17 protein-coding genes are annotated in these 12,423 nt (G+C 46.4%); 13 read left to right on the top strand and 4 right to left on the bottom strand.

Annotated elements, in window-relative coordinates; all coding sequences use genetic code 11:
- Positions 1-685: 685 nt before the first annotated feature.
- The 6 genes from K2P83_RS00430 (at position 686) to K2P83_RS00405 (ending at position 4,761) form a co-directional block, all read left to right on the top strand.
- Complete coding sequence (locus tag K2P83_RS00430) at positions 686-1,021, top strand: BON domain-containing protein (protein ID WP_292925889.1); 336 nt, start codon at positions 686-688, stop codon at positions 1,019-1,021.
- A gap of 34 nt (positions 1,022-1,055) precedes the next feature.
- Positions 1,056-1,259 (top strand): CsbD family protein, encoded by a 204-nt coding sequence (locus tag K2P83_RS00425; RefSeq protein ID WP_292925888.1) that lies wholly within the window; start codon positions 1,056-1,058, stop codon positions 1,257-1,259.
- 192 nt (positions 1,260-1,451) lie between these two features.
- Entirely contained in the window at positions 1,452-1,874 is a 423-nt protein-coding gene (locus K2P83_RS00420) for a hypothetical protein (RefSeq protein ID WP_292925887.1), read from the top strand.
- Between the two features lie 128 nt (positions 1,875-2,002).
- Positions 2,003-2,860 carry a DUF692 domain-containing protein gene (locus K2P83_RS00415; protein ID WP_292925886.1) on the top strand — a complete coding sequence of 286 codons (858 nt, stop codon included), beginning with the start codon at positions 2,003-2,005 and terminating at the stop codon, positions 2,858-2,860.
- Positions 2,841-3,644 carry a putative DNA-binding domain-containing protein gene (locus K2P83_RS00410; protein WP_292925885.1) on the top strand — a complete coding sequence of 268 codons (804 nt, stop codon included), beginning with the start codon at positions 2,841-2,843 and terminating at the stop codon, positions 3,642-3,644. Before K2P83_RS00415 ends, K2P83_RS00410 begins: the two co-directional genes overlap by 20 nt.
- Positions 3,645-3,720: 76 nt before the next feature.
- Positions 3,721-4,761 carry a hypothetical protein gene (locus K2P83_RS00405; RefSeq protein WP_292925884.1) on the top strand — a complete coding sequence of 347 codons (1,041 nt, stop codon included), beginning with the start codon at positions 3,721-3,723 and terminating at the stop codon, positions 4,759-4,761.
- A gap of 191 nt (positions 4,762-4,952) precedes the next feature.
- On the opposite strand, the gene K2P83_RS00400 is transcribed toward K2P83_RS00405, so the two are convergent.
- The 4 genes from K2P83_RS00400 to K2P83_RS00385 form a co-directional block, all read right to left on the bottom strand.
- Positions 4,953-5,813 carry an OmpA family protein gene (locus K2P83_RS00400; RefSeq protein WP_292925883.1) on the bottom strand — a complete coding sequence of 287 codons (861 nt, stop codon included), beginning with the start codon at positions 5,811-5,813 and terminating at the stop codon, positions 4,953-4,955.
- Positions 5,810-6,226, bottom strand: coding sequence for a DUF4398 domain-containing protein (locus K2P83_RS00395; protein ID WP_292925882.1), 417 nt, complete (start codon positions 6,224-6,226; stop codon positions 5,810-5,812). Before K2P83_RS00395 ends, K2P83_RS00400 begins: the two co-directional genes overlap by 4 nt.
- Positions 6,227-6,398: 172 nt before the next feature.
- The gene (locus K2P83_RS00390; protein WP_292925881.1) at positions 6,399-7,106 is read right to left on the bottom strand and encodes a Crp/Fnr family transcriptional regulator; all 708 of its coding nucleotides are present in this window, start codon (positions 7,104-7,106) and stop codon (positions 6,399-6,401) included.
- Between the two features lie 198 nt (positions 7,107-7,304).
- Positions 7,305-8,039: a Crp/Fnr family transcriptional regulator gene (locus K2P83_RS00385; RefSeq protein WP_292925880.1), complete on the bottom strand. Its 735-nt coding sequence runs from the start codon at positions 8,037-8,039 to the stop codon at positions 7,305-7,307.
- A 357-nt stretch (positions 8,040-8,396) separates the two neighbouring features.
- Here K2P83_RS00385 and K2P83_RS00380 point away from each other — a divergent pair, with 357 nt between their 5' ends.
- The 7 genes from K2P83_RS00380 (at position 8,397) to K2P83_RS00350 (ending at position 12,337) form a co-directional block, all read left to right on the top strand.
- A complete protein-coding gene (locus K2P83_RS00380; RefSeq protein WP_292925879.1) occupies positions 8,397-8,540 on the top strand; it encodes a lmo0937 family membrane protein in 144 nt (47 codons plus the stop codon).
- A gap of 69 nt (positions 8,541-8,609) precedes the next feature.
- On the top strand, positions 8,610-8,828 hold the full coding sequence (locus K2P83_RS00375; protein WP_292925878.1) for a hypothetical protein: 219 nt from the start codon (positions 8,610-8,612) through the stop codon (positions 8,826-8,828).
- Positions 8,829-9,110: 282 nt separating this feature from the next.
- Positions 9,111-9,335: a hypothetical protein gene (locus K2P83_RS00370; protein WP_292925876.1), complete on the top strand. Its 225-nt coding sequence runs from the start codon at positions 9,111-9,113 to the stop codon at positions 9,333-9,335.
- Between the two features lie 63 nt (positions 9,336-9,398).
- Positions 9,399-9,701 (top strand): hypothetical protein, encoded by a 303-nt coding sequence (locus tag K2P83_RS00365; RefSeq protein WP_292925875.1) that lies wholly within the window; start codon positions 9,399-9,401, stop codon positions 9,699-9,701.
- Positions 9,702-9,976: 275 nt separating this feature from the next.
- The gene (locus K2P83_RS00360; protein ID WP_292925874.1) at positions 9,977-11,050 is read left to right on the top strand and encodes an AI-2E family transporter; all 1,074 of its coding nucleotides are present in this window, start codon (positions 9,977-9,979) and stop codon (positions 11,048-11,050) included.
- A 506-nt stretch (positions 11,051-11,556) separates the two neighbouring features.
- Positions 11,557-11,844 (top strand): DUF883 domain-containing protein, encoded by a 288-nt coding sequence (locus K2P83_RS00355; RefSeq protein WP_292925873.1) that lies wholly within the window; start codon positions 11,557-11,559, stop codon positions 11,842-11,844.
- Between the two features lie 13 nt (positions 11,845-11,857).
- Positions 11,858-12,337: a phage holin family protein gene (locus K2P83_RS00350; protein ID WP_292925872.1), complete on the top strand. Its 480-nt coding sequence runs from the start codon at positions 11,858-11,860 to the stop codon at positions 12,335-12,337.
- Positions 12,338-12,423 lie beyond the last annotated feature (86 nt).

The following is a 12,423-nucleotide window of genomic DNA, read 5'->3' as shown; positions in this document are numbered from 1 at the left end:
TGGCCGCTAAATCTGTTCAATGATGCTGATTTATCTACCGATGAGCTTTTATTGCTGGCATCCCCTGCTTCCCGATTGCCCATCTATTTTTTCCCATCGTCTCTGCCGAATGCGGCTTGCCGCAGGCGGGAAGTGCAATGATCTGTGAGGAAAATAATGAAAAATATTAATGTTATAAATGTCTTTAAAAAAACCATTTGTATTTCTCCTTTAATTTGGCAAGCAGTCAAAAGTTCGTCACATTTAGAGTAAATCGGCAATTCCAGCTTTAATAGGCTACAGCACAATGTGACTATAGACTGTGCGTTGCCGTACAAAGTATAAACGCAGCACAAACTAGACGCGGATGAGGAATGGTTCTGCCATCGTAGTTATTCTTACTGGATGCTCAATTGTAGTTTAGTCGCCCGGATCATCATACACCGCATTACCCTTCTCGCACTCTGCTCATCACAAAATGCATCGAATTGCTGTTTTGTCAGGCTGGTTGACCGATCGGTTACTACATAAGTTCAGAAAAATTTCAGCAGAAGCGATTGGTTATTTCTTTCATCAATGTGTGTCAGCGCACAGAGTAGACATGATTAAACCGGGATGATTGCCACTGTGGAGACTGCTATGGAACAGCGCGGTTCCAGCGTTACACCATTAGTAGTTTTCATTTATTCCAAATCTGGAGAGCAATATGAATGTTAATAATAAATTAAGCGTGCTAACACTGATGCTAATCGGAATTTTGTCAATCACGGGTTGCGACATGATCGAAGGCAAAGCATCCCAATCTAATACCAAAACGACGGTAGGAATGGATGCGGAAGATAGTGTCGCGACCACTGCAGTAAAGTTTGCGCTGCTTAAAGACACCGGTCTGAACAGTTTAGATATCAAAGTTGAAACACACAAAGGCGAAGTTCAGCTCAGCGGTTTTGTCGATAGCCAAACGCAACTTGACCGTGCTATCGAAATTACTAAGGGTGTTGATGGTGTAAAGGGTGTTCTGAATAAAATGAGCATCAAGTAGAAATGCAATATTAAATTATAAAAGGAGATACAAAATGAATTGGGATCAAATAGAAGGTAACTGGAAGCAACTCAAAGGTAACGTCAAGGAACAGTGGGGAAAACTCACTGACGATCATATCGATACGATTGCCGGGAAACGGGATCAGTTGGCTGGCAAGATCCAGGAATCATACGGAATTAGCAAAGAAGAGGCAGAGAAACAAATTTCCGAATGGGAAAAGAACCAAAAAAACTAAGTCATTCCTACTCTAGCAAGGCAACATGCTGTGCAATAGATAATTGATTGCTTAATCAAAGCGAATGCAAAGAAATCGTGAATCAATTAGGTATCGTCGTGATAGCAATCGGCTCTGCTTTTCAATCAATTAAATACCAGATTCTCTGGGCACAGTAACATTCTATTTATTCAATTAGTGAGGAGAAATATCATGTCTAAAAGTAAATCAATCATTTCTGTCGCAGTCGGTTCTGCTTTTGCTGCAACGCTTGGTTTTGCACCAACAGCTTCAGCTGCTGAAAATCCATTTGCGATACAAACTTTAGAAAAAGGCTATATGGTAGCTCAGGCCCATACCTATGATGAAGATAAGAAAGCAGGTGAAGGTAAAGCAGGTGAAGGCAAATGTGGTGAAGGTAAGTGCGGTGAGGGTAAATGTGGTGCTGCCATGGCGGACGCCAATAAGGACGGAAAGATCACCAAGGAAGAATGGACTAAGCACCACGATCTCATGTTTGAAAAAATGGATAGCAACAAAGATGGCGCTATCGACAAAGATGAGGTAGGAAAAAGTAAAATGAAAGGTGGTAAGAGCGGTGGCGATACATCGCATGGTGACAAAAAAGGCTATTAGGCTATTCGGTATCGGCTAAATTAAATCATCATGTATCTCGCAAGTGCAATTAAGCTCTTGGCATGAATTAACTTTCATGCCAAGAGCTTAATTTTTAATTTTGATCAAGAAATAATTGTGTATTTTTCATGAACGCTAAACATCTTACCGGTGCGGGATTAGGCTTCAGGCGAGAACTGATTCCCGAGCTTAAGAGCGCTGTTCCGGCAGCTATTTCGTTCTTTGAAATTGCCCCAGAGAATTGGATTGACATTGGCGGGCTTCCGGGGCGTGAATTGCGCAGCTTTACCGAACGCTATCCTTTTGTATGCCACGGCTTGTCTCTTTCCATAGGCAGTCCATTACCACTTGATGAAGTGCTATTACACAAAATTCGTCAATTCCTGGATCAGCATCAAGCGGTGCTTTATACCGAGCATCTTTCATACTGTTCCGATGGGGGGCATCTATATGATCTGCTTCCGATACCTTTTACCGGCGATGCCGTGAAATATGTCGCTGCACGGATCCGGCGTGTACAAGATATCCTGGAGCGCCGTATCGCCATAGAAAATGCCTCATTTTATTTGTGCGCGCCAATCAACGAAATGAATGAGATCGATTTTATCCGCGCTGTGTTAACGGAAGCTGATTGTGACCTACATCTCGATGTCAATAATGTGTACGTGAATAGCGTTAACCACGCTTATGATCCCGTCAATTTTATTCGCGCCATGCCGACCGAACGTATTGTCTATATGCACATGGCCGGACACTATCACGTAGCGGAAGATCTGATTATCGACTCTCATGGTGCGGATGTCATTGATCCGGTGTGGTCACTACTGGATGAAACTTATCATATTCATGGTGTAACACCTACATTATTGGAGCGCGATTTTAATATTCCATCGCTGAGTAAATTGACGCAAGAAGTCGAACGTATTGCACAGATGCAAACTCAGTCTATTTATACAGGTTATTCCCATGCTCATTACAATTCCTGAATTTCAACGCTTTCAACACGTTTTTACTGCGCATATTCGCAATCCAAAGGTAGACGCTCGACCGAATGGCATTGAAGCGCGGCGGATGAGGATTTACAACGAACTTGTTTACAACAATATCGAAAGCGCGCTCCTAATCTGTTTTCCAGTATTGAAAAAAGTATTAGGGAGACGGCTCTGGGCACGGTTGTTACGCGCCTTTATTGCTAAACATCGCTGTTATGCACCATTTTTTCGCCAGATACCCGACGAATTCATTCAATTCCTGCAGACAGAGTGGTCATCAACCTCAGATTACCCCAAATTCATACTGGAACTTTCACACTATGAATGGACAGAGCTGGCGCTATCCATTTCAACGGGTGCGCCTGATTGGGATAGGATTGATCGTGCCGGTGATTTATTCCAGAAACACCCGATTCTGAATCCAGTACTCGAGAGTCTGCACTATAGCTGGCCGGTGCACCGGATCGGCCCGCGTATTCGGGTAGCACCCAAAGAAACCTTTTTATTGGTATTTCGAGATAGTAACGACCAGATTCAATTTGCTGAAATTAATGCCTTTACTTCACGCTTGCTGAGTCTACTGAAAACCACGAATTATACAGGTCAAGCTGCACTCGAAACGATCATTCAAGAAAGTTGCCATCCCGTACCAGAAGTCGTGATGCAGAGCGGATTAGCTATCCTGCATGACCTGCACGCACGCGGCGTGTTGCTGGGTGTTAAATGTGACTATGAAAAAGAAGCGATTAAACCACCTATTGTCAATCAAATAGGGTAGAGCCGCTATCAATCGTGCGATTATTGAGTCGCGTTTCTATTACTTTCCAGAATCGATTCATCGGCAAGGAGTCAGTATGTTTTTCTGCAAACTCTCGCTGCAAGCTACATTGTTCCTGTACGTACTATTCAGTCAACTGTTATGGGCACAAAACGTGCCTAACGCGCAACAATTCCTGGAAAACTTCGGCATCAGCAGTGAACAGATTAGCCAACTTGATCGCGGCGAAATTGTCGCCTACGAAGTCAGTGAAACCAGCCAGAAAGAGCTGGCTATTGGTGTCGCCATGTATATGCCGGTGCAGTTAGCGCAAGTTCTCGAGTATCTGAAGCGCGGCAATCTGATAATACAGGACAGCAACATCACCGCTTCAGGGTTGATTCCGGACAATGCTGATATCAACACTTTCAGGAAATTTGCATTTGGCGAAAAACAGCTTGATGAAGCCAAAGCCTTTTTGAAAGCAGAACCCGGCAACAAATTTAACTTATCGAAACAGGAAATCGAAGCGTTGCAGGCGTTACTGCCCAAACCGGATGATATCGATAAGAAAATACTGCTAACAACCGCTTCGCAAAAGTATCGAGAAATCCTGTTACAGCGCTGGAAAGACTATCGCAAAAGCGGCTTGGCAGGGATCTCTGCCTATAGTCGCGACGGCAGCAATGCCGACCCGGCCACGGAATTGCGCACAGACGCAACTAATAGCAAAACCTGGGCACATTATTTTCCGCAACTGCAAAAGGGCTGGCTGAATTACCCTGTGGGTTTGCCCAAGTCTGCAACCGAGCAGTTCTTCTGGATGAACCGCATCGTCGAGGATAGGCCCACTGCAATCTTGAGTCATCGGGTCATCGCCGCGGGCGCTGAGGGCGGCATCATTCTGCACAGACAGTTTTACGTGGGTCATTCCTATAACTCCAGTCATGTTGTAGCAGGCGGCATACCCTATAAAGACGGCACGCTGATGTTTTATTCCACCCGCAGCTCTACCGACCAGGTTGACGGCATTGGCAGCAGTTTGAAACATGCAATCGGTCGTGAGCAAATGAAAAAGGTAATGATCAATAACTTGCGGCAGTTGAACAAAAGTTTGCAGAAAAAATCGGGTAAGTGAGTAGGGGAATCAAATACGCTTCGCTTTCCAAGCCAATGTTTTATTCCCTGATGAAGGAGCGACCAGAGTTCTGGATGGGAGAATTACTCGGATTCTTTGTTGTAGCAGGAGATTATCTTGTAGCAAAAAAAGCCTGCTCAGTATAACTGAGCAGGCTTTTTAACACATACCTATGCTATGACGCTTTGTGCCTATTGTCTAGCGGCTGTGTTTGCGATGATGATTTCAACGCGACGGTTTTGCTGACGTCCGGAAGCGGATTCATTATCGCTAATGGCAAAGTTTTCACCTTTCCCGTATGCCGCAAGGCGGTTAGAAGCGACACCCTGGCTGACCAGATAGGTCATTACCGAATTGGCGCGCCGTTGCGACAAGCCTAAATTATAGTCTTCGCTGCCAACATTATCAGTATGACCTTCTATCATCACCGTGCGATCCGGATACTGGTTCAGAAACGCCGCGAGTTTGCCAAGATGACCGGCCGCTCCACCCTTGAGAGTCGCTTTGCCGGTATCAAACAGCAGATCGCCGAGCGTTACGACCAGACCGCGATCGGTGGCTTTGGCATTCAACTCTGCAATCTGTCTTTGCAGATCTGCAGCCTGTTGCAGCGCTATCTCAGTATCCATGTTGGCTAAATTCGCTTCTCTTCGCGCAGCAGTTGCATCGCTGTGCGCTCTGTCGGCTTCGCGTGTGCGCGAATCAAGGCGCGCGTTATCGCGTTGTTCGCTCAACATTTTACGTTGATCTTCAGACAAACGGCTATGTGCCTGGTACGTGGCAATATCGATCTTGCGATCAGCCATAAATACCAGATGCTTGCCGAGTCCTACATCTTCTTGCGGTACTTCTGCAGCACGCACGGCAAGTTCAGCTTCCTGAATCGCAACCGGTGCGCGGCTGGCCAGTTGCGGATCAGATTGTAGTTGTATCAGCTTGCTCCGAGCCATGTCGGCACCTTCCGGTTTTATGGGCGTCGAGCATGCGGCAAAAATAACGGGAGTGAGCGTGATGGCGATCAATTTTTTAAATCGATAGATTGGTGTGTTCATTGTTTATCTCCCGTATTGCGTTGCATTTCCTGCTTCATGACGTCGGTACTTTTCAGCATTTCATCGTTAATTGCCTTGGCCTTGGTTGCTTCAGCCTTGGCTAAAGCTAATTCGGCATCAACACGGGACTGTTCGGCGAGTTGCTGGGCCAATATCATTTTCTCCTGCTGAACGGCAGCGCGAGCCGCGGCAAGTTTTGTCCGCGCTTCATGCAGTTCAGCGGATGCATAGTCCACGGCGCGCGCTTGATCGGCACTGTTAATGGCCATTTCTGCAGCTGCTAGTTCTTGGTTTGGGGGCTGCGGAACTGTCGCACAAGCAACGAGCGAGAACAGAATCGCAACGGCGGTTATAAGCTGCAACGGTGATCTGTGCGTGCCCATTACTTTCATTATTGTAAGTCTATGAGTCATGTTTGATTCTCCTAAATGGAATTTTCGGCGTAGCGTTCAACCTTGTGATCATTATCATCAGACTCAGTGAGCAATTCTGTGCGTTATCGTACATAGCCCTTATTTCCTAGTTAGATTATTCCAGAGATCAAACAAAGAAGATGCAAAATTGGAGGCTGAGAGGAAAATAGAATTAAGGAAACAATCTGGCGTAGTGATCGTTCAGTAAGCTGTAACACTCGCAAGACACCGCCTCGAGTTTCTTTCGATCAAGGATATTGATGTCACCACGGATATAACTGATGAGTTTTTGCTGTTGCAGCTTGCCCGCAGCGATGGTGATGCTACTTCTGCGTACCCCGAGCATGTCGGCGAGGTATTCTTGCGTGAGATGGAAATGATCAGCATGTGCGCGGTCGTGCGTCATCAGCAACCAACGTGCCAGCCGCGGTTCAATCTCATGAAAATGGGTACAGGCAGCGGTTTGCGACAATTGCATCACCAATACATACAGATAACTGTTGAGTGTGGATAGCATGCTGGGACTGTTGCGCAACTCGAGCTGAAATTGTGCGGCTGTCATCCGTAGCGCACTACCGGAACCTTGCACCACTGCCTTCAGTGGCGCATCAGCGATTCCCAGCGCGAGTGTTGCGCCGAGCATACCTTCATTGCCGATCAATCCTACTTCCAGAGGTTGATGATCTTCCATTGATATCACCAGGGAGATGAAGCCGGCAAGAGGAAAGTATACATGCTGGATGGGCTGATCCAGTTCACACAGGATATCGCCGAAAACCAGATTTACGGATTCGCAATGCTGTAGAAACCGGTTTCGTTCCTCACGTGACAAACATCTAATCAGGTGATTGGTCACTTGTACTGGTATTACAACTGACATTTTTAATTATCCTTTACCACGAAAAACCCGCAGAGTAGTACGAGAAAGGTACAAAACCATCCAAAGGATGTAACTTAAACGATAGTCACACAATTTTCTGTGCGCTACGACACATAAAATGTGCAGAAATACTTGTATTTATCTGATTGATATAATGTGTTCCGTAATTATGGTGATTTTGTCCGTAAGTTATTGAGTCTAGCGCGGGGAAGAATCGGGCAACAAGCGATCAGTTTCTCGTTTGACTACGGCGTAACATTCGCAACTTAGCTGCTCCAGTCTGGGCCGATCCAATACCGTGATATGCCCGCGGTTGTATTCGATCACGCCGAGTTTTTGCAACTTGCCGGCCGCATCGGTGACGCCCTCGCGGCGCACGCCCAGCATGTTGGCGATCAGCTCCTGGGTCATCGTCAATTGATTGTCCGGTAAACGATCCAGCGAAAGCAGCAGCCAGCGGCACAGTTGCTGTTCTATCGAATGGTGACGATTGCACACCGCTGTCTGGGCCATTTGTGTAATCAAGGCCTGTGTATAGCGCAGCATGAGGAGTAAAAAACCAGTGTGGCGATTGAATTCTTCCTTGAGCCGCGATCCCAGCAGCCGGTAGGCATGACCGGCGCTTTGTACGACTCCCCGGCTCGGTGTGCTTTCACCCCCCATAAATAAAGCAATGCCGATAAGGCCATCGTTACCTACCACAGAAATTTCCGCTGATGCGCCGCTTTCCATCACGTAAAGCAGCGATACGATAGAGTCGGTCGGAAAATAGACATGGCGCAAAGTATCCCCGGATTCATACAAAACCTTACCAAGCGGCAGTGACACCAGTTCAAGATCTGGAAACAAACGGCTCTGAACTTCGGCTGGCAAGGCAGCCAAAAGATGATTCTGCTGTGGAGCGGTTAGAGACGGCTGAGGTGGGGTGAGCATAGAAGCTTCCATTCTGAGTAAGTACTCTAGAATAACCCAAATCAGTTTTCTTTGTTCGCCATCACGCATATACACCCAGGCTCTTCGCCCATGACCGTTTCAAGCTAACAGCAAAGGTTGCAAGCGCTTAATACAAAGATCAAAAAAGATAGTTTCTGTGCGCTATCGCACAGACCCTTCCCGGTTTAATGTATTTAATCCTGTCATAACCAGATTTCAGGGTTTATGAGAACAAAGTATCGCAGATACATCGTGACGAGCGACCCAAAAGTACAGCAATCGAGGCACGCAATACGGATTCATTAGCAAAACTTCGTTTTCTCAAATTCTCTATCAACTCATCACCGGAGACATACTATGTTAGAAACTATTGCGTTAGTGTTAATCATTCTGTGGATACTTGGGCTTGTTTCGTCGACCACGATGGGTGGATTTATTCACTTGCTCCTGGTCATAGCGCTTATTGTGATATTGCTCCGGGTCATTCAAGGCCGAGGGTAATCTTCCGGCTTGATTCCTTCCGGTTCGTTTTCAGAAACAATTTCGACATTACTTTGCGGAGAAAACAAAATGGATTTAACAAGAATATTAGCCACCCTATTGATCATTGCAGGTGCCTTGGGTCTTGCGTATGGCGGTTTTAGCTATACCGAGGAGACTCATCAAGCCAATGTCGGAGCACTCCATTTGCCGGTCGATGAAAAACAATCTGTCAATATCCCTGTCTGGGCAGGTGTGAGCGCCATTCTAGCTGGTGAATTACTTTTGGTTATTGGCAGAAGGAGTTAATACTCCTAAACCGGTCTGTACGATACCGCACAGACGATTCTTGATGCAAGTAATAGAATCTGCGTAGCAGTTAGCAGGCCGTTGAAAAACTATCTGCGTTGCCGCTGCGGTGTTAAAAACAGACTCAAAATGCTCATTTATTAAGCATAAACTGCGCTTTTTCGCCTGTTTTGCCTTGCAACGGCTGCCTCGAATACGTTTTTCAACGGCCTGTTAGATAATGTGCGATTAGCGGCAATGGCGTGACGAATATAACTCAAACGAAAAAATGGAGAACTGAAAATGAAACCTTATTACCTTCTTATACTAATAATCGGTGCAACGCTTCTTACGTTACCTGCCTGTGATAACAAGCAAACGGGCAGCGAAAAGGTGATGAATAAAGTTGATGACGCATTGGATCGCCGTCCTGGCGAGAAAATTCGTGATGCAGCCGAAGATGTGGGTCATGAACTGGATGATGCCGGCAAAGCAATTAAAGAAAGCGCTAAAGATGCTGGCAGGTAGTATGCCTACGTGCCATGAAGCTTGAAAGCCGGTTTTAAATTGATTAACCAAGGAGATAATATTATGAGCACGAAAAAAGCATACCAACAAAAGATAGAGGCTGAGGTGGAGTTGGCACAGGCCAAATTGGACGAGTTAAGAGCCGAAGCAAAAAGTTCTGCAGCGGATGTACGAATTAAATATGAGAATTGTGCTGAAGAGCTTGAGCAAAAAATTAATGCCACGAAGACTAAGTTGCAAGAACTGAACAAAGCGAACGAGGATGCGTGGGAACATCTGAAGGACAACGCGGAGAGTACTTGGAATACACTCAGTAGCGCTGTTCAAGATACGGCCGCCAAATTGAAAGCGCAGTTTAAAGATTGAAATTCATCACCTTTTAGACCGTTTCACGCTAATGCACACACGGATTAGCGTGGATTATCGAAAGATAGAAGAAAGACCCTATTCGTAAATTTGGGTCCGCGCGGCGAAAAATCGCGCGCAATTGCCATTTGTAAGCATTATTGTTTGATCCATCAAATAAATCCCCAATAGGCCGTAGGTTGAGCCGTGCACACATTGCGGTACTCCGCTGAAAACCGGCAAGTACACACGCAAGGAATACTATGGGCATTAACCAAAGAAAAGCAAAGATGAGTATGGAAAAACATATTCTGCAATTCATCCAGCTTGCCGTAATCGTTCTCGTTTTCATTAGCTGCTACCTGGTTATCCATCCGTTCATTCCTGCGATCGTGTTCGCAATGGTGGTGTGCATTTCGACTTGGCCGCTTTATCTGTGCTTGCGCAAGGCGTTATGGGGAAAACCTGCGTTGGCGTCATTACTAATGGTAATGCTGCTGATTATGTTGGTAATTATCCCATCAGCGCTGCTTGCTGTCAGTTTGGCGGACAATGTGACTGCCACTTTCGACACAGTCAAAGTATTTCTGGAACACGGTCCGATTGAGCCGCCGGTATGGCTTAAAGAGCTTCCTCTGTTCGGTGAGCGACTCAATAGTTATTGGCAAGGCCTTGCTTCCGGCGGGAAGGAAGCGGTGATGCTATTCAAAGAGCTGCTCGAGCCGGTCAGAAATTTTCTTCTTAACTTGGGCAATGTAATTGGTCAAAGCCTGCTGCAGATGGTGTTCGCCGCATTCATTGGTTTCTTTTTCTACCGCGATGGCGAAGCCCTGATACAGGCGCTGCGAAATGGGATGGCGAAGCTGCTTGCCGGTAGTCTCGGTGCAGAGCCTCTGACAATGATCCATCAGACCGTGACCGGAGTTGTGCATGGCATTTTCGGCGCGGCATTAGCGCAGGCCATTGCCGCCACCATCGGTTTTTTCATTGCCGGAGTGCCGGGCGCTTTTCTGCTGGGCGCCGCCACTTTCTTTCTAGCCATGATTCCAATGGGGCCAACCTTGATATGGGGCGGTGCCAGCGTTTGGTTTCTCTATCAGGAATCCTACGGCTGGGCAATTTTCATGGTGTTGTGGGGCGTATTGGTGATCAGCAGCATCGACAACGTTGTCAGGCCCTATCTCATTAGCCGCGGCAGTAGTTTGTCCTTTCTGCTGACTTTTCTGGGTGTGACTGGCGGTATCGTCGCCTATGGTTTTATCGGAATTTTCATCGGTCCCCCGATCCTGGCGGTGGGCGTTATGCTGACTCAACTATGGACGGCACATCCTGCGACGGGGATAGAAAATCCCCCCGAGGTACGCAATTGAGAGCAATTATCCGCTCGATCTGCATCTTTTGTGCGGCACCGTACATACGACAGCCGATTCGTACTGTAATGTGCAGTATGTGTGGCGATGTGTTTTGTATGACACGATCGGGCCGGGCTTTAGACTCCCCCTGATTCGTAACCGCGGTACGTTCGTGAAAATCTTACACATTGCTGCACCACTACTCGATCGGCAACGTATTGGGTTAACAAATCAGTAGTCCTAATTCTGCAAAGGAGATTCAAATGGGTAAATATTTTCTAGGGTGGCTGCTCGGGATACCGGCAATCGTATTGGTCATCATTTATCTGCTTAACAACTAAGAGCAACGCTGAACGTATCGATTGAATCGATGGCAGTGTTGGAAATTTAGCACGTCATATTGCTTGAAGGTATTCTGTTGAGAGTGCAACATTTGAACAGAATTGGCAAAAAAACTATTCGATCGATTTCTTGTTATTTAGTTAAAAAATTATCGAATCAATTTGTTTAAACGGAGAACAACCATGGCAACAACAGATGAATTTAGTAAAGAGATGGAACAGTTAAAAAAGGATTTGACCAGTCTTCGGACAGATATTGGATCGTTGATGACTTCAGTGAAGGATATGGCAGGTAAGCACGGTGATAAAGTTGTCGATCTGGCTCAGGATACGGAAAAACAGGTACGTGACCAGACTAAAGCGGCCGGAGAAAGTGTGGAGAAGTATATCGAAGAACGCCCGCTTACCAGCGCACTTGTCGCTTTCGGCAGCGGTTTCGTGATCGGTATGCTACTGAGTAATAAACGTTAAACGGCTGACATAAGTGTTGCCCAAATTGCTTGCAGAGATCGTCGCTGCGGAACAGGCCAAACTATGGCGAAGCTCGGTCAAATTAGCCATCATGATGTCGCTGTTGGGATTGGCTGTGATGGCCGTGGTAGTTGGCATGGTTTTTATGCTTTATGGCTTGTACTTATCGTTAGCGGAAACATTTCCACCTTGGCAAGCCGGTGTGATTGTGGGGGGTGTCGTGGTGTTCTTTGCGGCAATCTTGTTATTGGTTATTGCACAGCAAAGCCGGGCAGTGCCGCTCAAAAGCAACAATCTCCCAGAGCAGACTGCCGATGATCCGACCGCTCAGTTGGGAGCCGTGATCGGCGATATTGTTGCTAAATCCAATGTTAAGAGTAGTGATTTTGTGCTGACGGCATTAATCGCTGGAATAGTGCTCGGCGCTAGTCCGAGTCTCCGGCAACGGATACTCACCACGTTGTCAGACATAACGAAATCAACCGATAAATAACTCAGTGAGGTATTTATCGAATATGCCTATGCCTTATTTTGCATCGAGACTAATTCCATGGAACCCGCATTGCTGTTTAATTCGAT

Source organism: Nitrosomonas sp. (genome assembly GCF_019752415.1).
GTDB lineage: Bacteria > Pseudomonadota > Gammaproteobacteria > Burkholderiales > Nitrosomonadaceae > Nitrosomonas.
The sequence above is the reverse complement of the archived record's forward strand: the minus strand, read 5'-3'. Positions and strand labels throughout refer to the sequence as shown.

Excerpts from the sequence above, each read along its gene's own strand:
- K2P83_RS00360 (WP_292925874.1), top strand. The coding sequence starts at position 9,977 with ATGGAAAAACATATTCTGCAATTCATCCAGCTTGCCGTAATCGTTCTC.
- K2P83_RS00425 (WP_292925888.1), top strand. The coding sequence starts at position 1,056 with ATGAATTGGGATCAAATAGAAGGTAACTGGAAGCAACTCAAAGGTAAC.
- K2P83_RS00365 (WP_292925875.1), top strand. The coding sequence starts at position 9,399 with ATGAGCACGAAAAAAGCATACCAACAAAAGATAGAGGCTGAGGTGGAG.
- K2P83_RS00400 (WP_292925883.1), bottom strand. The coding sequence starts at position 5,813 with ATGAACACACCAATCTATCGATTTAAAAAATTGATCGCCATCACGCTC.
- K2P83_RS00355 (WP_292925873.1), top strand. The coding sequence starts at position 11,557 with ATGGCAACAACAGATGAATTTAGTAAAGAGATGGAACAGTTAAAAAAG.
- K2P83_RS00405 (WP_292925884.1), top strand. The coding sequence starts at position 3,721 with ATGTTTTTCTGCAAACTCTCGCTGCAAGCTACATTGTTCCTGTACGTA.
- K2P83_RS00390 (WP_292925881.1), bottom strand. The coding sequence starts at position 7,106 with ATGTCAGTTGTAATACCAGTACAAGTGACCAATCACCTGATTAGATGT.
- K2P83_RS00385 (WP_292925880.1), bottom strand. The coding sequence starts at position 8,039 with ATGCTCACCCCACCTCAGCCGTCTCTAACCGCTCCACAGCAGAATCAT.
- K2P83_RS00380 (WP_292925879.1), top strand. The coding sequence starts at position 8,397 with ATGTTAGAAACTATTGCGTTAGTGTTAATCATTCTGTGGATACTTGGG.
- K2P83_RS00410 (WP_292925885.1), top strand. The coding sequence starts at position 2,841 with ATGCTCATTACAATTCCTGAATTTCAACGCTTTCAACACGTTTTTACT.
- K2P83_RS00370 (WP_292925876.1), top strand. The coding sequence starts at position 9,111 with ATGAAACCTTATTACCTTCTTATACTAATAATCGGTGCAACGCTTCTT.
- K2P83_RS00415 (WP_292925886.1), top strand. The coding sequence starts at position 2,003 with ATGAACGCTAAACATCTTACCGGTGCGGGATTAGGCTTCAGGCGAGAA.
- K2P83_RS00375 (WP_292925878.1), top strand. The coding sequence starts at position 8,610 with ATGGATTTAACAAGAATATTAGCCACCCTATTGATCATTGCAGGTGCC.
- K2P83_RS00395 (WP_292925882.1), bottom strand. The coding sequence starts at position 6,226 with ATGACTCATAGACTTACAATAATGAAAGTAATGGGCACGCACAGATCA.
- K2P83_RS00420 (WP_292925887.1), top strand. The coding sequence starts at position 1,452 with ATGTCTAAAAGTAAATCAATCATTTCTGTCGCAGTCGGTTCTGCTTTT.
- K2P83_RS00430 (WP_292925889.1), top strand. The coding sequence starts at position 686 with ATGAATGTTAATAATAAATTAAGCGTGCTAACACTGATGCTAATCGGA.